The sequence below is a fragment of the Mesorhizobium sp. M0496 genome (assembly GCF_040321205.1).
In the GTDB taxonomy this organism is placed as follows: Bacteria; Pseudomonadota; Alphaproteobacteria; order Rhizobiales; family Rhizobiaceae; genus Mesorhizobium.
The window spans coordinates 79,535-99,942 of the sequence record NZ_JAMYRC010000023.1; the positions used below are offsets into that span (position 1 = coordinate 79,535).

A 20,408-nucleotide genomic window follows, 5' to 3' on the forward strand; every position below is an offset into this window, starting at 1 on the left:
AAAGACAAGATAGCCGCCACCACCATCGATGCGCCGGGACGTCTCAGTGCCGCCGACAGGGCCAGGCTATCAGGGGCAATCAAGAACGTAAAGGGAACAAAATAGTGAGCCACCGCGACCTATCGGGCCGGGCCGCCACGACCTCGGAACGGGCTGCTACGACCTGCGGTCGAGCTGGGGATCGTTCTCCAGCAGAATCGGCTTGCCGTGCGGCGTGGCATGTGCGGCGCGCTCCCAGGCCTCAGCCATAGCGTCGACATCCGACTTGGCGGCCAGCCCTTTCGAGACAAGCAGGTTTTCCAGCGCCGCCAGCCAATGTTCGTAATAGTCGTGGCCGTCAGCCGCGGCACCGGGCTTCTTCACTTCGGTCGACAGCGACTGCGCCCATTCGCTCCACGAAAACAGCCCCTTGTCGTGCAGCGCCACCGTCATGGCGAAGGCTTCGGCCTGCCATGGCTCGGCAAACACCGGTTCGTCGAAAACCGCCGGCAGTTCTTCACGCCGGCTCAAGATAGCTCTCCCAGGCATCGATCGAAACGCTCAGGGTCGGGTCGGCCCCCTCGCCCCAGATTTCAGGCCCTTCGAAAACCACGGTGTAGACCCATTGCGGGTTTTCGCCGTGCCCATGCGCGTTGCTGTCCGGAAAGACAAAGCCATCGCGCACGGCCTCGATTGTACCCTGCTTGCCACGCGCATAACGCGGGAGCCTCGTGTGGCCGGTCGGGTTGAAGTTCTTGGTCCGCACGGGGTCGCCGGCCTTGAACCGCGCTGGCTGTGCCACTGGCCGGTCGCAAGGCCCGCCCTTGGCCAGCACATCAGGTACGTTTTCGGCCTTCAGCACCCTTTTCGGTGCCGCTGCCGGATCGACCGCCCGGCCCTCGGCCAGATCGCGCTCGCTGACAAACCCATGGCGCTTGAGCAGCACCTCCAGCGCCTTGATCCAGATCTCGTAGTAGCTGGAGGCATAATAATCGGCGGGATGCAGCGATTCCCGCGCATGCCGGCTCTCATCGATGTTCCACGCGCCCATGGCGCCGGCAGTCAGCGTCACGCCGAGCGCCCGCCTTTCCCAGGCGGCATGAAAATACGGCTCGTCCTTTTCGGGCGCGACCGGGCCGAACCCCATCTGCCCGCCGAGATCCTGCGGCCCGTTCATGCCGGCTGCCTCGCCATGCCGGTGCCGATCATCGCGTCGCGGCTCACCAGATCGGCCAGCCGCTCCTCACTCCAGCCCTCGGTGCCCTCAGGCCGCATCGGCACGACGAGATAGCGCAGTTCGGCGGTGGAATCCCAGACGCGGATCTTCTTGTCCGCCGGCAGCGTCAGCCCGAATTCCTCAAGCACTCCGCGCGGATCAATGACGGCGCGCGAGCGATAGGGCGGCGCCTTGTACCAGACCGGCGGCAGGCCAAGCACCGACCACGGATAGCAGGAGCACAGCGTGCAGACGACGAGGTTGTGCGTGTCCTCGGTGTTGAAGACGGCCTGCATGTGTTCGCCTTGCCGGCCGGTGTAGCTCAGCGATTCGATCGCCGCCGTCGCGTCGCGCTTGAGCCATGCGGCGAATGCCGGCTCGGCCCAGGCCTTTGCCACCACCTTGGCGCCGTTGCGCGGACCGATTTTTGTTTCGTAAGTATCGACGATGACGTCGATCGCGGCCGGATCGATCAGCCCCTTCTGGGTGAGGATGGTTTCCAGCGCGCGCACGCGGGCGGCAAACGGATCGAGTTCGTTGTCGTGGTCATGATCGTGTGACATGGCATAACGTTAGAATCACCCGCATCGCGCGGCAAGCGCCAGGCCTTGGGCCAGCGGCCGGCTATTCGGCCGCTGCCTTTTGCGGTTCGATAACCCGGTCTTCGTCGGAATCGAACAAAGAGGGTTGTTCGCCGGCGTCCACCGCCCGCAAGCTCGGCCGGCCCTTCTTCGAGAACAAGCCAAGCAGCCAGCCCGAGAAATTCTCCATGTAGACATAGATAACCGGCGTCACGAACAGGGTCAGCGCCTGCGAGGCGAGCAGACCGCCGACAACGGCAACGCCCAGCGGCTGGCGCAGCTCGGCGCTGGCGCCGGTGCCGAGCGCGATCGGGAACGTGCCCATCAGCGCCGCCAGCGTCGTCATCATGATCGGCCGGAAGCGCATCAGGCAGGCCTTGTGGATAGACTCGGTCGCCGACATGCCTTCTCGTCGCAACTCGAGCGCGACATCGACCATCATGATGCCGTTCTTCTTGACGATGCCGATCAGCATCAGGATGCCGATCACCGCGATGACAGACAGATCCATGCCGGCAAAGCGCAAGGCAACAACCGCCCCTAGCACCGCCGAAGGCAGGCCGGTGAGGATGGTCAGCGGATGGATGAAGCTCTCATACAGGATGCCGAGCACGATATAGATGGTCAGGATCGCACCGCCGATCAGCATGCCCTGGTTGGCGAGCGAATCCTGGAAGGTCTTGGCCGTGCCGGCAAAGGTGGTCGAGATCGCCGTCGGCATGCCGATCTGCTCTTTGAGCGCCTCGATGCGCGTCACGCTGTCGCCCAGCGCCACGCCTTGCGGCAGGTTGTAGGAGATGGTCACGGCCGGAAGCTGGCCGAGTTGGTTGACCGTCAAGGCGCCGGCTGTGCGGTCAACCCGGGCGAAGGCGCCGAGCGGAACCAGACTGCCGCTCGCCGTCCTCATCTGGATGGCGAGCATCCGCTCGGGCGACCATTCGATCTTGGGATCGAGTTCGGTGATGACTTCGTAGCTGTCGGCCGAACCGAAGATCGTCGAAACCTGATCGGTGCCGAATCCGCCATAGAGTGCGGAGCGCAGCGTGTCGGTGTCGATGCCGAGCTGGGCGGCTTTATCGCGATCCACCACCAGTGTCGCCTGCAGCGCATTGTTCTGCAGATCGCTGGTGACATCAGTGAAGTTCGTATGGTCGGCCGCCATCGCATCATTCAGTTTCTGCGCCCAGATGTCGGTCAGGCCGGTATCGAGGCCCTGAACCACCAGCTGGTAGGCGCTGGCCGACGACCGCGACCCGAGCCTCAGGTTCTGCACCGGCTGCATGTAGGTCTCGATGCCCGCCACGCCGGCCAGTTGCTTGCGCAGATCCGAAAGCACCTTGTCGATATCGGGACGCTGGTCCTTGCCCTTGAGCTGGACGAAGAGCTGCCCTTGGTTGAGCGCATTGTTGCCGCTGCCCGCCGACCACGCCACATGGTCGACATAGGGCGAATGCGAGAAGACGCTGGCAACCTGCCCCTGCAATTTGGACATGGCGTCGAACGAGATGTCCTGGCGCGCGATGGTCGTCACCGATATCTGGCCGATATCCTCCTGCGGGAAAAAACCCTTCGGCGAGACCTGGATCAGCCACACCGAGGCTGCCGCGGTTCCGATGAAGACGAGGAACACCAGGAAGGTGTGCCGCAGACAGAAGCTCAGGATCCGGTCGTAGCCGCGCGTAACAAAATCGCGCTTGTGGCCATCACCGTGTGCCTCGCGGTCGGCCTTGGTCACCGACAGCAGCCGCGAGCACAGCATTGGCGTCAGCGTCAGCGACACGAACATCGAGGCCAGGATGGCGACCGTCACCACGACGGCGAACTCGTTGAAGATGCGCCCGATGACGCCGCCCATCAGCAGCACCGGGATGAACACCGCCACCAGCGAGATCGAGATCGAGATGATGGTGAAGCCGATTTCGCGCGCGCCCTTCAGCGATGCGTCGAAGGCCGACAGCCCATCCTCCTCCATATGGCGGAAGATGTTTTCCAGCATGACGATGGCGTCGTCGACGACGAGGCCGACGGCGAGCGTCAGGCCCATCAGCGATATGTTGTCGATGGAAAAGCCGAACAGGAACATCGCGCCGAGCGTGGCAATCAGCGAGATCGGCACCGCCACGGCCGGGATGATGGTTGCTGTCACCCGTCGCAGGAACACGAAGATCACCATCACCACCAGCGCGATGGTCAACAGCAGCGTGAACTGCACGTCATCGACGGCCAGCCGGATCGAGGACGAACGGTCGTTGAGCAGCTTGATCGAGGCGGCGGCCGGCATCTGGTCCTGGAAGGACGGCAGCATCGCCTTGACCTTGTCGACGACGTCGACAGTGTTGGCGTCGGGCTGGCGCTGCACCGCCATGATGATCGCGCGGGTGCCATCGTACCAGCTCGCCGTCGTCGTGGTTTGCACCGAATCGACAACGCGGGTCACCTCGCCCAGCCGTACCGGGTGACCGTTTTTGGTGGCGATGATGAGGTTGGAGAAGCCGGCCGCGTCGGTCAGCTGCGTGTTGGCGGTGATGGTGAGCTGCTGCTTGTCGTTCTGGAGCACGCCGAGCGGCGTGTTGCTGTTGGCGGACGCGATCGCCGCCTGCAGCTGATCGATCGAGATGCCGCGCGCGGCAAGCGCGGTTGGGTCGATCTGGATGCGCACTGCGTATTTCTGCTGGCCGAAGATCGAGACCTGAGCCACCCCGTCGATGGTCGACAGCGACGGCGAGATGACGTTTTCCGCGAAAGCATCGAGATCGGTCAATGGAACCGTGTCGCTGACCAGCGACATCAAAAGAATGGGCGCGTCGGCCGGGTTGACCTTGCGATAGCTCGGCGGCGCCGTCATCTGCGGCGGTAGCGATTTTTGCGTACGTGCAATCGCCGCCTGCACGTCCGCGGCCGCGGCATCGATGTCGCGGTTGAGCACGAACTGGATGGCGATCGAGGTCTGGCCGAGCGAGTTGGTGGTCGAGATCGAATCGATGCCGGCGATGGTGGCGAACTGCTTGATCAGCGGCGTCGCCACCGAGGTCGCCATGGTTTCCGGTGAGGCGCCCGGCAGCGAGGCCGAGACATTGACCACCGGAAATTCGGCGCTCGGCAGGGCTGCCACCGGCAGGAACTTGTAGGCAAACAGCCCGCCCAACACGAGGGCGAACGACATCAGAAGGGTGGCGACCGGCCTGCGTATGCAGCATTCGGAGATCATTGGGCCGCCTCGCCGGCATTGGTCGCCTCGGCCACCTTGGGCGCGGCAGCACCCGCAGTGGCCTTGCCTTCATGCACGGCGGCGCCGTCCTTCAGCCTTGTCTGGCCTTCGGTGACAACTTTCTCACCGCTTTTCAGCCCCTGGCTGATGGCGCTGTTCTCGCCTTCGGTCAGCGCCACCTGCACCGGCCGCATCTCGACGGTGTTGTCCGGCTTGACCACATAGACGAACGGCCCCTTCTGGCTCGGCTGGACCGCGACAGTCGGAACCGACGTCATCTGCGGCATGATGCCGGCGTCCAGTACGACGTTCACATACTGGCCGGGCCATAGCGAAAGGTCGGCATTCGGAATGCTTGCCCGCGTGGCAATCGTGCCCGACGCGGTGTCGACGCTGGAGTCGACGAAATCGAGCGTGCCCTTGCCGATTGGCGTTGGGTCACCGTCCTTGGTCAGCGTCACCGCCCCTTGCTGCGGATTTGCGAGTGCCTTGTGCAGCAGCGCCAGGTCGCTTTCCGGCAGATTGAAATTAACCTGCAGCGGGTCCATCTGGGTGATGGTCACCAGCGGCGTGGCCGTGCTGCTGTTGCCATTGCTGGTGGTGACGAGGTCGCCGACGGCGACGCTGACCGCACCCAGCCTGCCGGCGATCGGCGCCGTGATCGTTGCAAAACCAAGCTGGACATTGTCGGCGTCGATTGTCGCCTTGTCGGCATCGACAGTCGCCGCGGCAGCTTTCGCCGCGGCGACTGCCTGATCGTAGGTCTGCTGCGTGCCGGCCTGCTTGGCGACCAGATCCTTGGCGCGCTGGAGATCGGACTGCGAGCTGGCGAGCATTGCCTGGTCCTTGGCGAGCGCTGCCTGATCCTTGGCCAGTTGCGCCTTCAGCGCCCGGTCATCGAGCGAAAACAGAATGTCGCCAACCCTGACCATCTGCCCGTCCTTGACGTCGATCGAGACGATCTGGCTGGACACGCGGGCATTGATGTTGACGACGGCTGGAGAGGAGACGAAGCCGATCGCGTAGCGCCGGATCGGGAAATCGGCGGTGGAGGCAACGGCCGAGAGGATCGAGGCCGAGCGGGCGCCACTGCCGCCACCTGCCGACTTGTCCCCCGCAGCCGGCTTGTCGGTTGCCGGTTTGTCCGCCGCCGCGACCTGCTTTGCGCCGATAAGCTGTTGAACCCTGCCTAGCGTGTCCGGAGACAGATAGAGCCAGGCCGCGCCGACACAGGCGACCGCAAGCAATGAAAGAATGACTTTTCCACGCATCGACAAAAGGCCCTCTCTGTCCGACACGCCATAGCCAGGTGGTCGTATTCTAGCGCAAATCACGGCCCGTTGCCGCGATTTCGCCGAATAGATAGGACACGCCTTTGTCGGAAAAGGGCCAAAACACGGCATTACGAAGATTTAATGTGCACTGCACAATGGATGTGCAACACGGGTCGATACGACAATTCAACATGGTGAGAGGCGATCACACGTGGCGGATTAGCCAGCGAGGCGCGCCTCGGCATAATTGTTCTTTGGTGCAGCCTCGGCCGTCAACTTGAGCCCGAGCGCCTTCATGACGCCGAGCAGGGTTGAAAGCTTAGGATCGCCCTTGTCGCTCAGCGCCTTGTATAGCGCCTCACGTGTGACGCCGGCGTCCTTGGCAATGGATGTCATGCCCCGAGCCCTGGCCACGTTGCCGAGCGAATGGGTGATAATGGCAGGATCGCCGTCTTCGAAGGCCGCCTCGATATAGGCAAAGATTGCCTCCTCGCTGTCGAGAAATTCGGAAGCGTCCCATTTGGTGGTTTCGATGGTCATTAGACCTCCTTCGCCCACCACCGCAGAGCAGAATGATGATCGACCCGCAATTCGCCGATGCCGTCGAAGAACTTGGCATCGCCGAGGTTGCCAAGCTCGACACGATCGATCCGGACCTGAATGCGCGCCTTGGCCCGCATGTCCTTGAGGGACTTGAACCAGTCGGAGAATTCAGCGGTTTTGCGGACTTCGATCACGGGCTTTTGTAATCCACAATTCACACACAGTCAAACAGAACGTGAATTGCAGTTCACAGAATGCCCGTCTTTTTCACCTCACCTCAGCGCTTCGAAGCCGCTTCAACCTACTTCAGCATCGGCCAAAGCGTCGCCGCCAAGAGCACGCCCATGGCGATGTTGAACCATTTCAGCCGCATCGGGTCCGACAGGAAACCGCGCAGCGCGGTGCCGAAACCCGCCCATACGGAAACACTCGGCAAATTGACGATGGTGAAGGCTATCGAGATCAACACCACCGACAAGAAAGGGTGCTCCGGATTGGTGTAGACGGCCATGGCGGTGATCGCCATCACCCACGCCTTGGGATTGACCCACTGGAATGCCGCCGCATCGATGAAGCGCATCGGCTGCGCCTTCGTCTCGCCTTTGCCGGTCAACGTGCGCGATATGGCGATCTTCCAGGCGAGATAGAGCAGATAGGCGCCGCCGGCGATCTTCAATCCGGTGTGCAGCGCCGGGAAAGTCGTCAGCACCGCACCCAGGCCAAGACCCACGGCGACCAGCAGCACCAGGAAACCGATGCTGATGCCAAGCATGTGCGGAACCGATCTGACGAGGCCGAAATTCACTCCCGATGCCAGAAGCATGAGATTGTTCGGCCCCGGCGTGATCGAGGTCACGAAGGCGTAGACAAGCAGGGCAAGGAACGCGTCAAGCGACATGATATCCTCCCAGATATGTCAGCATTATTGTCACTTCGTGATGGCTGCGCAAAGGCCAGCGGCCGGCTCATGGCCGAACCAGACGTTCAACCCCTGCTGAAACTGTCGATCGGTGCGGCGGACTTACATCGCCTGCGGACCACGATTTAACGCGGCCACGCCGGTGCGGCAGATTTCGACCAGGCCGAGCGGCTTCATGATGGCGATGAACTGGTCGATCTTGGAGCCCTTGCCGGTGATCTCGAAGATGAAATGCTCGGTGTTGGCGTCGATGACGCTGGCGCGGAAGGCGTCGGCCAGCCGCAGTGCCTCCACCCGGGCTTCACCGGTGCCGGCAACCTTGACCAGTGCCAGCTCGCGCTCCAGCGGCCGCTCCTGGCCGGATTCGTGCGAGCGCACGGTCAGGTCGACCACGCGGTGCACCGGCACGATGCGCTCGAGCTGATGCTTGATCTGCTCCAACACATGCGGCGTGCCGCGCGTCACGATGGTGATGCGCGACTGGTGCTTCTCATGCTCGGTCTCGGAAACGGTCAGGCTCTCGATGTTGTAGCCGCGCCCGGAAAACAGGCCGATGACCCGGGCAAGCACGCCCGGCTCGTTGTCGACCAGCACGGAAAGCGTGTGGTTTTCCGGCTTTTCCGTTTCCTTGGCGATGAAATAGGCGGAACCGGTCGGCTGTAGCTGTGCGTTCATGACATGAATCTCGATTTCAAGCTCTTGATCTAACTCTTTGTTTGGGCACGGCTTTCTTGCGACAGCCCTGCCTTGGCTCTGCCGGCTACACCAGTTCCCTGCCCTTGGCGTCGATGGCGTTGGCCACCGCCTCGTCGGTCGCCTCGTCGGGCAGCAGCATCTCGTTGTGTGCCTTGCCCGATGGGATCATCGGGAAGCAGTTGGCGAGCGTCGCCACGCGGCAATCGAACAGCACCGGCTTCTTCACCGTAATCATCTCCTTGATGGCGTCGTCCAACTCGTCCGGCTTCTCGCAGCGAATGCCGTGGCCGCCATAGGCCTCGGCCAGCTTGACGAAGTCCGGCATCGCCTCGGTGTAGGAATGCGACAGCCGGTTGCCATGCAGCAGCTGCTGCCACTGCCGCACCATGCCCATATACTGGTTGTTCAGGATGAAGATCTTGATCGGCGCATCGTGCTGCACCGCCGCGCTCATCTCCTGCATCGTCATCTGCACCGAGGCATCGCCGGCGATGTCGATGACCAGTGCGTCGGGATGCGCGATCTGCACGCCGAGTGCCGCCGGCAGGCCGTAACCCATCGTGCCCAGCCCGCCCGACGTCATCCAGCGGTTCGGCTTCTCGAAATGATAGTGCTGCGCCGCCCACATCTGATGCTGGCCGACCTCGGTGGTGATGTAGGTGTCCATGCCCTTGGTCAGTTCGTAGAGCCGCTCGATGGCGTATTGCGGCATGATCACGTCGTTGTTCATCCTGTAGGCGAGCGAGTCGCGCGCGCGCCATTTGGCGATCTGCTCCCACCAAGGATAGAGCGCCTTCTTGTCGGCCTTGGCGCTCGCCCGCCACAGCCGCACCATATCCTCCAGCACCCGGCCGACATCGCCGATGATCGGCACCTCTGTGTGGACGTTCTTGTTGATCGACGACGGATCGATGTCGATGTGGATCTTCTTCGAGTTCGGCGAAAACGCGGTCAGCCTGCCGGTGATGCGGTCGTCGAACCGCGCGCCGATGCAGATCATCACGTCGCAATCATGCATGGCCATATTGGCTTCATAGGTGCCGTGCATGCCCAGCATGCCCATCCAGTTCTTGCCGGATGCCGGATAGGCACCGAGGCCCATCAACGTCGAGGTGATCGGAAAACCGGTGAGATCGACCAGTTCGCGCAGCAGGTGGCTTGCTTCGGGGCCGGAATTGATGACGCCGCCGCCGCTATAGATGATCGGCTTCTTGGCGCCGGCCATCAGCTCGACCGCCGCCTTGATCTTTTCCAGGTCGCCCTGGACCTTGGGCTGGTAGCTGGTGCGCGGCGCGATCTGCGGCGGGACGTAGAACCCCTTGGCGAACTGCACATCCTTCGGGATGTCGACGACGACCGGGCCGGGACGGCCGGTGGTCGCGACATGGAAAGCCTCGTGGATGGTCGCGGCGAGCTCGTTGACGTCCTTCACCAGCCAGTTGTGCTTGGTGCAGGGGCGCGTGATGCCGACCGTATCGCATTCCTGAAAAGCGTCCGAGCCGATCAGCGAGGTCGGCACCTGCCCGGTCAGGCAGACCAGCGGGATCGAATCCATCAGCGCGTCCTGCAGCGGCGTCACCGCATTGGTGGCGCCGGGGCCCGACGTCACCAGCATGACACCGGCCTTGCCGGTCGAGCGCGCATAGCCTTCCGCCGCATGGCCGGCGCCCTGCTCGTGGCGCACCAGGATGTGCTCGACCTCGTCCTGCTGAAAGATCTCGTCATAGATCGGAAGGACAGCGCCGCCCGGATAGCCGAAGACATGCTTGACGCCATTGTCCTTCAGCGCCTGCACCACCATTTCGGCGCCAGTCATTTCGCGCCGCTCGTTCTGTCCGTTGCTCATCGGTCTGGTCCCGTACTGTCGCCATTTGGGCGTTGCTGGTCGTTTAGTCGTGTTTCAGGCAATAAAAAAGGCCCCCGAGGGAGCCTGTGTCTTGCGCATGGGGGGATTTCGCTCGGCGGTTACACCGCCTTGCCCACGCGCTTTCCTACGAGAATGAGTGCGGTTTTCATGGTGGCGGAGACTAAGGGCGGGAAAGGCAGCCTGTCAACGGGAAAAATCGCGCCGGCGCGTGCAGTGTGCCGGCGCGACTGCGCTGATCAGCCCGGCGCCTTGCAGCGGGAAACGCGCGGATCGCATTTGGATACCTTCTTGGCCTGCATCTTTGCCGGCGGGTGGTGGAGCGCCGCCTTCGCCGGGCCACGGTGCTGGGGCATGCGCATGGCCAACGCCTGCTGATGCGGCTTTTGCGGCCCGGCCCCGCGTGCGAGACGCTGGCCAGAAACCGACTTGGACGAAGCCGGATTGGGCGGCGATTTCATGACGATACGTCCATTGCCTGCAGTTTTGCCGGCATGGGCCTTGAGCACATCGGCCTTCGCACCGTTGCCGGCGACCATCCGCTTGCGCACGGCGGCGCCCGGATTGCCCGCTGTCACCGCGGCCGGAGAAATGACCTTGTCGCCGATCGACGTCTTGGAGCCATGGCCCCCCACAGTTTGCCCGTTTCCATTGGGTGCCGTGGCGATGGGCGTTCCATTGCCGGCCAGCCTCTTGATCTCCGCGCCCTTGGAAGCATCGAGCCTTGCACTGGCAAACGCCCCTTTGCGAGGCGGAACCACTTTTGCCGCCCTGATCGATTCGATGACGGGCTTCGGCAATTGCCGCAGCCTGGGCCCGGCATTGATCGCAACGACCTGATTGCCGAGCCGCACACGCGGCGCGTTGTTGACCACGACAGTCTGGTTGATGATCGTCGTGTTGCGCACGATGGCGACGTTTTCCTGAACCGGCCGCACCACCCTGACCAGATCGACCGCGCCGATCGCCGCCACCGGCACGAAACACCACCAGGCATCGTCGAAGGCGACATCGACGTCGGGTGGCGCCGGCGCCCAGCCGACATCGTTGCCGCCCTGGCGCCAAACCACCCAAGCTGGCGCCCATTGATCGCCGGCTATCCACACCCAGCCGAAATCTGGATCATAGGCCCAACGGCCGTAGTGATAGACGACATCGCCGAACGGCTCGGTGGATTGCCAGTACCAACCGTCGTCAGTCCAGACCCAGTGTCCTTCGGTGTAGGGCCGCCATTCGGTACGGACTGTCGGAACCCAGACATCGCCGAAGCGCGCGGAGGTTCGCCATCCGCCATAGTTTGAAAGCCTTTCGCGGATGGCAACGGAAATTTCCGCCGCGTGCGTCTGAGTTCCGGGCAGTACCAGCGGGCTGGTCAAGGTCGCGCTCATGGCCATGACCAGAGCCATGGCAGCGGCGCGTCCGCGCCGGCCGATAGAATGAACTGAAAATGCTTGCATAACGGGCTCCAGAGTTCCGCATCCAGAAAATCCCCGGGAACCGCCCTGTTGCCCGCCACCGTTTCCCGGCTTCTCACCGATCGGTTGTCGTCAGCCCCGGTGACCGCATTGCGGCATATGACCATCAATTTTGCGCGACCGGCGCGGCATTGTCCCGGCGTTCGAAATCGGAGCGTCTGCTCCCAGCGCCTGGGCGCTCCGAAACCGCTTGATGATCTCGATTTTCGGATAAGCCCTTGAAACCGCTGGAAACTATGGTGGGGCGTGACGAGGGCCGCCATCTCTGCCGATACTTGATCGTCCGGCTTTGGCAAGTCCGGCGGAAACATCATGACGATCTGGATTTCACGGGAGGAAACCTGATGCTCGACAAGGCCCCTAGCAAGAAACTGTCCGACCTTCTCGATCAATTCGGCGCCGTCCTGGCCGCCAATGATATCGAAAAAGCGGTCGATTGCTTTCAGGAGGATTGCTACTGGCGCGACCTCGTCACCTTCACCTGGAACATCAAGACCATGGAAGGCCGCGACCAGGTCCGCGACATGCTGAAAAGCCAGTTGTCGAAGACCAGGCCGTCACACTTTGCCATCGCCAAGGGCGAGGACGCGACCGAGAGCGGCGGATTGATCGAGGGCTGGATCAGCTTCGAGACCGAGGCGGCACGCGGCTTCGGTCACATCAGGCTGAAGGACGGCAAGATCTGGACGCTGCTGACCACCATGGTCGAATTGAAAGGCCACGAGGAACCGGCGGGTTTCGCGCGGCCGATGGGCGCCAAACATGGCTCAGGCAAGAACCGTCCGACATGGAAGGAAGAACGCGAGAAGGAAGCCGCCGAACTCGGCTTCAAGACGCAGCCCTATACGGTCATCATCGGCGGCGGCCAGGGCGGCATCGCGCTCGGCGCGCGGCTGCGGCAACTCGGTGTGCCGACGATCATCATCGAGAAGAACGAGCGGGCCGGCGACAGCTGGCGCAAGCGCTACAAGTCGCTATGCCTGCACGACCCGGTCTGGTACGACCATCTGCCCTATATCGATTTCCCGAAGAACTGGCCGGTCTTCTCGCCCAAGGACAAGATCGGCGACTGGCTGGAAATGTACACCAAGGTGATGGAGCTGAATTACTGGTCCTCGACCGAGGCCAAAAGCGCTTCCTATGATGACAAGAAGAAGGAATGGACCGTCGTCGTCCACCGCGACGGCAAGGACATCACGCTGAGGCCGAAGCAACTGGTGCTGGCGACCGGACAGTCCGGCAAGGCCAATCTGCCGAAATTCAAGGGCATGGAGACCTTCAAGGGGGATCAGCATCACTCCTCGAAGCATCCCGGGCCCGACGCCTATGTCGGCAAGAAAGCCGTCGTCATCGGCTCGAACAATTCCGCCCATGACATCGCCGCGGCACTTTGGGAAGCCGGCGCCGACGTCACCATGGTGCAGCGCTCGAGCACCCATATCTCCAGGTCCGACACGTTGATGGAAATCGGACTGGGTTCGCTCTATTCGGAGCAGGCGCTGCAGAACGGCATCACCACGGCCAAGGCCGACCTGATCTTTGCTTCGCTGCCCTACAAGATCCTGCACGAATTCCAGATCCCTGCCTATGCCGAGATGAAGAAACGCGACGCGACATTCTACAAGGGACTGGAAAACGCCGGCTTCATGCTCGACTGGGGCGACGACGAGTCCGGCCTGTTCATGAAGTACCTCAGGCGCGGCTCTGGTTACTATATCGATGTTGGCGCCTCGCAGCTGATCATCGATGGTTCGATCAAGCTGAAGAGCGGCGTCGACGTCGAAGAGATCAAGCAGCACTCGGTTCTGCTCAGCGACGGGTCGGAATTGCCTGCGGACCTCATCGTCTACGCCACCGGCTACGGCTCGATGAACGGCTGGGCCGCCGATCTGATATCCCGCGAAACCGCCGACAAGGTTGGCAAATGCTGGGGCCTCGGCTCGAACACCACCAAGGACCCCGGCCCCTGGGAAGGCGAGTTGCGCAACATGTGGAAGCCGACGCAACAGGAGGCGCTATGGTTCCATGGTGGCAATCTGCACCAGTCACGCCACTATTCACAGTTCCTGTCGCTGCAGTTGAAGGCGCGGCATGAAGGCATCGCTACGCCGGTCTACGGGCTGCAGCAGGTCCACCACAAGGGATAGGCGACCGGCATTCCGGCTGAGCAACATGAAGGAGGCATGGCTTGCACCCTGCCTCCTTGCCAGGATGAACCGACTACGCCGGCCTGTCCGCCGCGAACTGCGTCACCACGCGCTGCAGCAGCGGCACGTAATCGCGAAACGTCCGTGTCTTCATGTTGGCGATCTTGCCGCTCTCGTCCCAGATGCGGACCCGGACCGCTTCCTCGTGAAAGGGGTTCTTACGGAACTCGGTGACCTCATCGGCGTTCATCGGCCCGCCTTGCAGCGACAGCGTATGGACCGAGGCCCGCGAAAGCTTGCTGAAATAGCTCGGGTCGGTGGCGCAGAGGTAGCGCTTGGCTGAGACATGCAGCCTGACGCATTCGACGATGACAGGCGGAAAGAAGGGCGCCAGCACCTCGCCGCCAGCCTCATCATGATGCTTGTCCTCGACATCCTCCGGCGAATAGGTACCGAACTCGCTGGTGTAGTGGCCGATGTCGTGCAGCAGCGCCGCCGCCACCAGCTCGTCCGGCGCGCCGTCCTGCTCCGCGAACCAGGCACCCTGCAGCATGTGCTCGGACATGGTGACGGGTTCGCCGAGATAGGATTCCGCACCCCGGCGTTCGAAAATGTCGGCGATGAATTCAACGATAGTGTCGGCATTCAGGTTCTGGCCGCTCATTCCGCAGCCTCCTTGAAACCGTGCTCGATCGCCGCAAGCGTCGACAGCAGGCCATCCTTGTCGGCGTAGCAACCCTGCAGCCAGCGCTTGCCGGTGCCGGAAAATGCCTTGCGCGCATGCATGACGCGCGTGTTGTCGACGATGAAAGCCTGCCCCGCTTCGAGCTTGAACGTCACTTCGAAGGACGGATCCTCGATCAGTTCGGCAAACCGGCGATAGGCGGCGTAGTAGGCTTCCATGTCGGCGAACGGCACATCGACCGTCGGCGCCAGCGAACGGTTGTTGAAGCGGATGCAGATCAGCTCGCAATCGGGCCCGAGCTCGATCATCGGCCGCTTCGCTTGCAGCCGCACGCCGGACGAACCGGCATATTCGAAGCGCGCCGGGCATGAACTCAACAGCCGGAAGCCTTCCGGGTTCTCAGCCTGCAGCGCGGCCGCGACGGCAAAACCGTCGACGACGCTGGACTCGCCACCGTCCACCGTATTCTCGATGCAGGACAGGATCTGCAGCGTCGGCACCGGGTCGCGATAGGGATTGTCGGTGTGCGCCTGCAGGCCAAGATTGGTGTAGGCGAGATTGTTCGGATTGACCTCGGCGCGCACTTCGAACCAGCGTCCGTAATTGGTTTCCCTGATATAGCCGAACAGATCGGACACCTTGCAAAGCGCCCCGGATTCAGCCGGCAGATCGTCCATCACCGCGAAGCCATAGGCTTTCACCGCCGACAGCCATTGCCGCAAGATATCGCGGTCGCGGCTGGCGGCTGGGTAGCCGGCGCGCGGTACCGAATTCTGCATGGTGGCCTTGGTCCATCGCACGATGCCCTCGCCTGTCCAGCCGGGCTGGCGGGCCGCGTCGCGATCATAGGCGTTGGCGCGCAGCCATGCCGCCGGGAAACTCACCGTTTTTTGCTCCGGCATGAAGCTGACCTCCAGGGCGTCGCCCTTGATCGACGCCGCGCCAATTTTCGTGTCTGCGGGAATATCGAGAATGGTGATGAGCCGCTGGCCATTGCCGGTGCTGCGCGTCCTGTCGTCCAGCGCATTGTCGCGCAGCCACATGGCGTGGAAGCGGGTGCGCGTCCCATCCTGCCAGCCAAAGTCGATTGTTCTGCCTTCATCGCCAATCAGCGCGTGGGTGAGCATGGAGATCCGTCCCTGTCCGCTTACGCCCCACGGCTAAGTCCGCAGGTCTCGATTGCATGTTGATCGCGCGATAGGCATAACTCAAATTATCATTTTTTTGCCAATGACCGTAATCTGCTAATGGCTCAGACAAACCCACCTTTGCCGCCGCTCGACTGGCTGCGCAGCTTCGAGGCCGCGGCGCGGCTGTCCAATTTCACGGCGGCGGCAACGGAGCTTGGCCTTACCCAGGCCGCCGTCAGCCAGCACATCCGGCTTCTCGAGGAATGGCTGAAGACGCGTTTGTTCTCACGGCTGGCGCGCGGCGTCGCGCTGTCGCCGGAGGGCGCGGCCTACCTGCCCCACATCCAGTCGGCCTTCGCCACCATCGGCAACAGCACCGCGGAACTGTTCGAGCCGCGCGCGGTCCAGACCGTCTCGATCCGCGCGCCGATCTCCTTTGCCTTGCTGCTGCTCGCCCCGGCGCTGTCCGATCTGGCGAAGGCGCTACCGCGCATCCAGCTCGACCTTGTGACGATCCATCGCCCTGCTGACTACGACCTGCCAGGCTCGGTGCTCGACATTCGTTTTGGCAACGGATCCTTTCCCGGCCGCGAAGCCGACAGGCTGACCGCAGAGCGGCTCGTGCCGGTGGCGGCGCCAGTGCTCGCCGGCAACGCCGACTGGACCTCCCTGCCGCTGCTTCTGGTCGCCGGCGCACGCGAGATGTGGGCGGAATGGTTCGCGGCCGCCGGGCTGGCTGGCCACCCCAGGCGATCGCATCGCTTCGACAGTTTCGTCGCCGCCATGGAAGCGGCGAGCGCCGGCGCCGGTGTGCTGCTGGGCTCGCGGCCGCTGATCGATGCGGCGCTCGACGGCAAGACGCTGGTCAGGCTCTCCGACTTCGAACTCTTCAGCACATCGGGCCATTTTCTGACCAAGGCGTCGACCGCGCGCCTGACCGGTGCCGAACAGGATTTCCGCCTGTGGCTGCTATCACGCCTCTCCGGTTCCGCCCCTGCATGACTGGTTATGAGATTGGCCCGATCCGCTTCCAGTAGATCAGCGTGCCGGTCAGCCCGCCATGCGGCTTCAGCGCATAGTCCGGTATCTCACCGGCGAGCTTGAATCCCAACCGCTCATAGAGGCCGGACGCTCCCTCCTCCGTCGCCGTGTCCAGAACCAGCAGCGTGCGGCCCTTCTCCACCGCAAGGCTCTCGGCGGCCCGCATCAGGCGCGTTCCCACACCCCTGCCCCGGTAGTCGACGCGTGTCATCAGCTTGGCGATCTCGGCCCGGTGCGGCTGGTTGGGCGGACAGTCGAGCAGCAAGGTTACGGTGCCGACCAGGACCTTGCCGTCCCAGGCGCCAAGCACCGCTCTTTCCCCTCTTGCAGCCGCGGCCAGCGATTTCTCCCAGAATGCCCTTGCAGCTTCCGGCGCCAGCGGATGCATGAAGCTCACCGATCCGCCGGCCGCCACCGTTGCGACCAGCAATTCGGCCAGTATGTCCTGCGTCTCGACAGACGGGTTCAGGGTTCCGATCTCGATCGAGTTCATGCTCATGATGTCCTGTGACTTTGCGATAGATGCGAGCCCATCCCTTAGTCCAGATGACGCACGCGGCGTCGCTTTCGCGCCGCCTTGATGGCGCTGATGCGTTCGGCGTCTTCGTGCCCGAGATGCCGGCCGCGCTCGAGAATCTCGAGCGTATATTCCTCATAGGTCAGGCCCAGCCGCTCGGCCTTGTCGATGCGCAGCAGCATGACCTCGTGGCTCGACACCTTCCACGCCTTGGCATGGGCGGCCTGCCACGCAAGGAAGATGTAGGGATCGCCCTTGCCCCATGGCGGCCCCTTGTATTCATCGAGAGGCGGCCCCCCATTGTGGGAGCGCTTTGGTCTTCTCGCCATGATGTCAGCCCCTGACCAGCGCGACGAGATAGTCGGCACCGGGCTCCAGGGCATGAAAAGTGCAGTCCGACGGCGCACCGAGCGCCAGGCAATCACCTGGCTCGAGCCGGTGCACCGCCTCGCCTTCGACGAATTCGAGCCGCCCGGAAATCAGCCATATCTGCTGCTTGATGAAGGCGTAGGAGGCGGCCGGGAAGCTGACTTTGGCGCCCGCCGGCAGCTGCACCTTGATGAGTTCGAGCGGCATGTCGCCAGCCGGCGAAAGGTGCCGTCTGACATAGCCGGTATCGGGATCGCGCCACACCGGTTGGTCGGCCTCGCGCAGCAGCCCGCCACCTTGCAATTCCGCGCGCGCGATCAAGGTCGACAGCGTCATGCCAAAGGCCGATGCGATGCGCACCAGAAGGGCTGCCGTCGGGCTGGTCTTGCCGCGCTCGATCGTGCTCAGCATCGCCTTCGAGACGCCGGAACGCTCCGCCAGCTCGGCCAGGGACCAGTCCCGCACGATCCTTTCGACGTGTATCCTTCGGCCGATCGTCGAGGAAATATCGTTCGCTATATCGTTCATGCGTCTATTATAGCGAAATATCGATGTGGGAAAAGAGCCGCCTCGCGACAATTTTCATGGGGCCCTTAATCCTCTCTACACCATCCGACCTCATCGGGCCTTAACCCCATTCCTGTAGGATCGATGCTCCAGGGGAAATGGGGATTGGCCTGTCCATGTATGTCGAACGCGAAGCCTCCGTTGGAGAACCGACATCGCAGGAGCGCCGCGACGCCGAGCAGAACGACAGGCGCATTCTGGGCAATGTGGTGCAATGCGACGGCGCACGCGCCACCATCAGCGCCTATGCGGACGATGTCGACGGCGCGGTAACGGGCCTCTGGACGGTCGGCAAGATGATTTCCATCAATCTCGGATCCACGCGAACCGTCGGCCTGGTCTACGGGATCGGCAAGTCGGATCGCACCTGGAGCAATGAAGGCCAGAACGCCATCGAGGTCAGCATCGAGCTGATCGGCGAAGTGCGCGACGGAGCAGAGCCCGGCGCCAAGCCGGTCTTCGACCGCGGCATCACCACATATCCGCATATCGGCGCCGTTGCGCACCGCATCCGCACCCGTGACCTGCAGGCGGTCTATGATCTCGCCGGGCGTCATTCGATCACCATCGGTACGCTCGCGCAGGACGAAGCGATTGCCGCCAACATCGCAATCGACGATACGCTGGCGCGTCACTTCGCCATTGTCGGCACCACCGGTGTCGGCAAATCCACTGCCGTCTCGCTGCTGCTGCGCAAGTCGATCGCGGCACGGCCCGACCTGCGCATCCTGATCCTCGACCCGCACAACGAGTTCGCGGCGTCGCTGCCCGAATACTGCGTCAGGGTCGATTCCAAAACCTTGGATCTTCCGTTCTGGATGTTCACGCTGGAGGAATTCGCCGAGGTGCTGTTCCGGGGCCGCGAAACCGAGCCGGAAGAAATCGATGCCTTGCGCGACCTCATTCCGGCCGCCAAGAACCTTTACCGGAATCCGAATTCCGGCGCCTATATCAGGCGCGGCGGCGATGCGCTGACCGCCGATACGCCGGTTCCTTACCGCGTCGCCGACCTCCTCAAACAGATCGACGAGCGCATGGGCATGCTCGAAAGCAAGACGGATCGCCCGACGCTCAGATCGTTGAAGACGCGCATCGAATCGGCGGCGGCCGACCCGCGCTACCGATTCATGTTCAACTCGCGCCTGATCGAGGACACCATCCACGAGACGATCGGCAACATCTTCCGCGTGCCGCATCATGGCCGCCCGGTAACCTGCTTCGAGATGGCCGGCATGCCGTCCGAAGTGGTCAATTCCGTCTGTTCGGTGCTGGCACGCCTGGCTTTCGATCTCGCTCTGTGGAGCGAGGGCAAGCTGCAACTTCTGTTTTTGTGCGAAGAAGCGCACCGCTATATGCCGGCCGATCCGCGCCTCGGCTTCGCGCCGACCAGGCATGCGCTGTCGCGCATCGCCAAGGAAGGCCGCAAGTACGGCTGTTATCTCGGCGTCGTCACCCAGCGCCCAGGCGAACTCGACCCGACCATCCTGTCGCAATGCTCGACCTTCTTCGCCATGCGGCTTGCCAACGAGCAGGACCAGGCGATCATCCGCTCGGCGATTGCCGACTCTTCCGCCTCGACGCTTGCCTTCCTGTCCTCCATGGGCCAGCGCGAAGCCATCGCCTTCGGCGAAGGCGTGGCGACGACCATGCGGCTGAAGTTCGAAAAGCTGCCGAGCCACCTGCTCCCCGGCACGGCCAAGCGCGAAGAGGCCGCAGCGTCGAAAACCGGCGACGATGTCGACTTGGTGGCGATCGTCGAACGCCTGCGCAACGTACCGAAACCAACGCAGCAGTCGATGGCCTTCGCCGAAGTCGTCGATTCTGGCCGCCAGGCCGGCGATCCCGACTACCGCAAGCCGCCAGCCACCCGCGTGCAATCGGACGACGATTTCGACATGCGCTACGGTCTCAAGCCCGCGACCTTCGGCCTGCGCCCGCAAAACGATTGAGTTTGCGGGCTTACGTCATTCTGCCAACCAATTGAGAAGCCGCATCAAGCTTCCAAGAAGCTCTGCTTCGTTGGCCACTTGGGTAAATCCCGAAAGAGAATTCATCAGGATGAGTCGCATGACGTGGCTTTCGAGAAGCCGGAGCGGAGCGGACATTTAGGTCCGTGTTGGGGTGGACGGCCCCCGACGGCATCATGATGTGCCAGAATGAGGTCGTTACAGATCTCAAGCAAGGGAGACCGTCCGTG

The 20,408-nt window shown here is 62.8% G+C and carries 19 protein-coding genes; 3 read left to right on the forward strand and 16 right to left on the reverse strand.

Going from position 1 to position 20,408, the window contains the following annotated elements:
• Window positions 1–156 precede the first annotated feature (156 nt).
• The 11 genes from NKI73_RS19740 to NKI73_RS19790 form a co-directional block, all read right to left on the reverse strand.
• A complete protein-coding gene (locus tag NKI73_RS19740) occupies window positions 157–528 on the reverse strand; it encodes a nitrile hydratase accessory protein (RefSeq protein ID WP_502905584.1) in 372 nt (123 codons plus the stop codon).
• The gene (gene nthB, locus NKI73_RS19745) at window positions 497–1,156 is read right to left on the reverse strand and encodes a nitrile hydratase subunit beta (RefSeq protein ID WP_352632561.1); all 660 of its coding nucleotides are present in this window, start codon (window positions 1,154–1,156) and stop codon (window positions 497–499) included. Before nthB ends, NKI73_RS19740 begins: the two co-directional genes overlap by 32 nt.
• Window positions 1,153–1,758: a nitrile hydratase subunit alpha gene (gene nthA, locus NKI73_RS19750; protein ID WP_352632563.1), complete on the reverse strand. Its 606-nt coding sequence runs from the start codon at window positions 1,756–1,758 to the stop codon at window positions 1,153–1,155. The genes nthB and nthA overlap by 4 nt, the downstream gene beginning before the upstream one ends.
• Before the next feature lie 61 nt (window positions 1,759–1,819).
• Complete coding sequence (locus NKI73_RS19755; RefSeq protein ID WP_352632565.1) at window positions 1,820–4,984, reverse strand: efflux RND transporter permease subunit; 3,165 nt, start codon at window positions 4,982–4,984, stop codon at window positions 1,820–1,822.
• Window positions 4,981–6,255 carry an efflux RND transporter periplasmic adaptor subunit gene (locus NKI73_RS19760; protein WP_352632567.1) on the reverse strand — a complete coding sequence of 425 codons (1,275 nt, stop codon included), beginning with the start codon at window positions 6,253–6,255 and terminating at the stop codon, window positions 4,981–4,983. Before NKI73_RS19760 ends, NKI73_RS19755 begins: the two co-directional genes overlap by 4 nt.
• Window positions 6,256–6,477: 222 nt before the next feature.
• Complete coding sequence (locus tag NKI73_RS19765) at window positions 6,478–6,798, reverse strand: addiction module antidote protein (protein ID WP_352632569.1); 321 nt, start codon at window positions 6,796–6,798, stop codon at window positions 6,478–6,480.
• Window positions 6,798–6,995: a type II toxin-antitoxin system RelE/ParE family toxin gene (locus tag NKI73_RS19770; RefSeq protein WP_352632571.1), complete on the reverse strand. Its 198-nt coding sequence runs from the start codon at window positions 6,993–6,995 to the stop codon at window positions 6,798–6,800. Before NKI73_RS19770 ends, NKI73_RS19765 begins: the two co-directional genes overlap by 1 nt.
• Before the next feature lie 107 nt (window positions 6,996–7,102).
• A complete protein-coding gene (locus NKI73_RS19775) occupies window positions 7,103–7,699 on the reverse strand; it encodes a LysE family translocator (RefSeq protein WP_352632573.1) in 597 nt (198 codons plus the stop codon).
• A gap of 123 nt (window positions 7,700–7,822) precedes the next feature.
• A complete protein-coding gene (gene ilvN, locus NKI73_RS19780) occupies window positions 7,823–8,395 on the reverse strand; it encodes an acetolactate synthase small subunit (RefSeq protein ID WP_352632575.1) in 573 nt (190 codons plus the stop codon).
• A gap of 85 nt (window positions 8,396–8,480) precedes the next feature.
• The gene (locus NKI73_RS19785) at window positions 8,481–10,262 is read right to left on the reverse strand and encodes an acetolactate synthase 3 large subunit (RefSeq protein WP_352632577.1); all 1,782 of its coding nucleotides are present in this window, start codon (window positions 10,260–10,262) and stop codon (window positions 8,481–8,483) included.
• 257 nt (window positions 10,263–10,519) lie between these two features.
• A complete protein-coding gene (locus NKI73_RS19790) occupies window positions 10,520–11,737 on the reverse strand; it encodes a DUF6600 domain-containing protein (protein ID WP_352632579.1) in 1,218 nt (405 codons plus the stop codon).
• A 362-nt stretch (window positions 11,738–12,099) separates the two neighbouring features.
• Between NKI73_RS19790 and NKI73_RS19795 the strand changes: the two genes are divergently transcribed.
• Window positions 12,100–13,902, forward strand: coding sequence for an NAD(P)-binding domain-containing protein (locus NKI73_RS19795; RefSeq protein ID WP_352632581.1), 1,803 nt, complete (start codon window positions 12,100–12,102; stop codon window positions 13,900–13,902).
• A gap of 73 nt (window positions 13,903–13,975) precedes the next feature.
• Here NKI73_RS19795 and tmpB read toward each other — a convergent pair whose 3' ends face one another.
• Window positions 13,976–14,566 (reverse strand): (R)-1-hydroxy-2-trimethylaminoethylphosphonate oxygenase, encoded by a 591-nt coding sequence (tmpB, locus tag NKI73_RS19800; protein WP_352632583.1) that lies wholly within the window; start codon window positions 14,564–14,566, stop codon window positions 13,976–13,978.
• On the reverse strand, window positions 14,563–15,714 hold the full coding sequence (gene tmpA, locus NKI73_RS19805) for a 2-trimethylaminoethylphosphonate dioxygenase (protein ID WP_352632584.1): 1,152 nt from the start codon (window positions 15,712–15,714) through the stop codon (window positions 14,563–14,565). Before tmpA ends, tmpB begins: the two co-directional genes overlap by 4 nt.
• Before the next feature lie 120 nt (window positions 15,715–15,834).
• On the opposite strand from tmpA, the gene NKI73_RS19810 reads away from it, so the two are divergent.
• Complete coding sequence (locus NKI73_RS19810) at window positions 15,835–16,719, forward strand: LysR family transcriptional regulator (protein ID WP_352632586.1); 885 nt, start codon at window positions 15,835–15,837, stop codon at window positions 16,717–16,719.
• 4 nt (window positions 16,720–16,723) lie between these two features.
• Here the strand turns inward: NKI73_RS19810 and NKI73_RS19815 are convergent, their stop codons facing one another.
• Genes NKI73_RS19815 through NKI73_RS19825 form a run of 3 tightly spaced genes read right to left on the reverse strand, consistent with a single transcriptional unit; the run spans window position 16,724 to window position 18,172 of the window.
• Window positions 16,724–17,251, reverse strand: a complete 528-nt coding sequence (locus tag NKI73_RS19815) for a GNAT family N-acetyltransferase (protein WP_352632596.1) — start codon at window positions 17,249–17,251, stop codon at window positions 16,724–16,726.
• A 44-nt stretch (window positions 17,252–17,295) separates the two neighbouring features.
• On the reverse strand, window positions 17,296–17,604 hold the full coding sequence (locus NKI73_RS19820; RefSeq protein WP_352632588.1) for a hypothetical protein: 309 nt from the start codon (window positions 17,602–17,604) through the stop codon (window positions 17,296–17,298).
• 4 nt (window positions 17,605–17,608) lie between these two features.
• Window positions 17,609–18,172 carry a helix-turn-helix domain-containing protein gene (locus tag NKI73_RS19825; protein WP_352632590.1) on the reverse strand — a complete coding sequence of 188 codons (564 nt, stop codon included), beginning with the start codon at window positions 18,170–18,172 and terminating at the stop codon, window positions 17,609–17,611.
• A gap of 155 nt (window positions 18,173–18,327) precedes the next feature.
• Between NKI73_RS19825 and NKI73_RS19830 the strand changes: the two genes are divergently transcribed.
• On the forward strand, window positions 18,328–20,160 hold the full coding sequence (locus NKI73_RS19830) for an ATP-binding protein (protein WP_352632592.1): 1,833 nt from the start codon (window positions 18,328–18,330) through the stop codon (window positions 20,158–20,160).
• Window positions 20,161–20,408 lie beyond the last annotated feature (248 nt).

What these genes read in the sequence shown, in the direction of transcription:
- NKI73_RS19765 (WP_352632569.1), bottom strand. Translation starts at nt 6,798, where the DNA reads ATGACCATCGAAACCACCAAATGGGACGCTTCCGAATTTCTCGACAGC.
- tmpA (WP_352632584.1), bottom strand. Translation starts at nt 15,714, where the DNA reads ATGCTCACCCACGCGCTGATTGGCGATGAAGGCAGAACAATCGACTTT.
- NKI73_RS19825 (WP_352632590.1), bottom strand. Translation starts at nt 18,172, where the DNA reads ATGAACGATATAGCGAACGATATTTCCTCGACGATCGGCCGAAGGATA.
- NKI73_RS19830 (WP_352632592.1), top strand. Translation starts at nt 18,328, where the DNA reads ATGTATGTCGAACGCGAAGCCTCCGTTGGAGAACCGACATCGCAGGAG.
- NKI73_RS19785 (WP_352632577.1), bottom strand. Translation starts at nt 10,262, where the DNA reads ATGAGCAACGGACAGAACGAGCGGCGCGAAATGACTGGCGCCGAAATG.
- nthA (WP_352632563.1), bottom strand. Translation starts at nt 1,758, where the DNA reads ATGTCACACGATCATGACCACGACAACGAACTCGATCCGTTTGCCGCC.
- NKI73_RS19760 (WP_352632567.1), bottom strand. Translation starts at nt 6,255, where the DNA reads ATGCGTGGAAAAGTCATTCTTTCATTGCTTGCGGTCGCCTGTGTCGGC.
- NKI73_RS19795 (WP_352632581.1), top strand. Translation starts at nt 12,100, where the DNA reads ATGCTCGACAAGGCCCCTAGCAAGAAACTGTCCGACCTTCTCGATCAA.
- tmpB (WP_352632583.1), bottom strand. Translation starts at nt 14,566, where the DNA reads ATGAGCGGCCAGAACCTGAATGCCGACACTATCGTTGAATTCATCGCC.
- NKI73_RS19755 (WP_352632565.1), bottom strand. Translation starts at nt 4,984, where the DNA reads ATGATCTCCGAATGCTGCATACGCAGGCCGGTCGCCACCCTTCTGATG.
- ilvN (WP_352632575.1), bottom strand. Translation starts at nt 8,395, where the DNA reads ATGAACGCACAGCTACAGCCGACCGGTTCCGCCTATTTCATCGCCAAG.
- NKI73_RS19810 (WP_352632586.1), top strand. Translation starts at nt 15,835, where the DNA reads ATGGCTCAGACAAACCCACCTTTGCCGCCGCTCGACTGGCTGCGCAGC.
- NKI73_RS19815 (WP_352632596.1), bottom strand. Translation starts at nt 17,251, where the DNA reads ATGAACTCGATCGAGATCGGAACCCTGAACCCGTCTGTCGAGACGCAG.
- nthB (WP_352632561.1), bottom strand. Translation starts at nt 1,156, where the DNA reads ATGAACGGGCCGCAGGATCTCGGCGGGCAGATGGGGTTCGGCCCGGTC.
- NKI73_RS19820 (WP_352632588.1), bottom strand. Translation starts at nt 17,604, where the DNA reads ATGGCGAGAAGACCAAAGCGCTCCCACAATGGGGGGCCGCCTCTCGAT.
- NKI73_RS19790 (WP_352632579.1), bottom strand. Translation starts at nt 11,737, where the DNA reads ATGCAAGCATTTTCAGTTCATTCTATCGGCCGGCGCGGACGCGCCGCT.
- NKI73_RS19775 (WP_352632573.1), bottom strand. Translation starts at nt 7,699, where the DNA reads ATGTCGCTTGACGCGTTCCTTGCCCTGCTTGTCTACGCCTTCGTGACC.
- NKI73_RS19740 (WP_502905584.1), bottom strand. Translation starts at nt 528, where the DNA reads ATGCCTGGGAGAGCTATCTTGAGCCGGCGTGAAGAACTGCCGGCGGTT.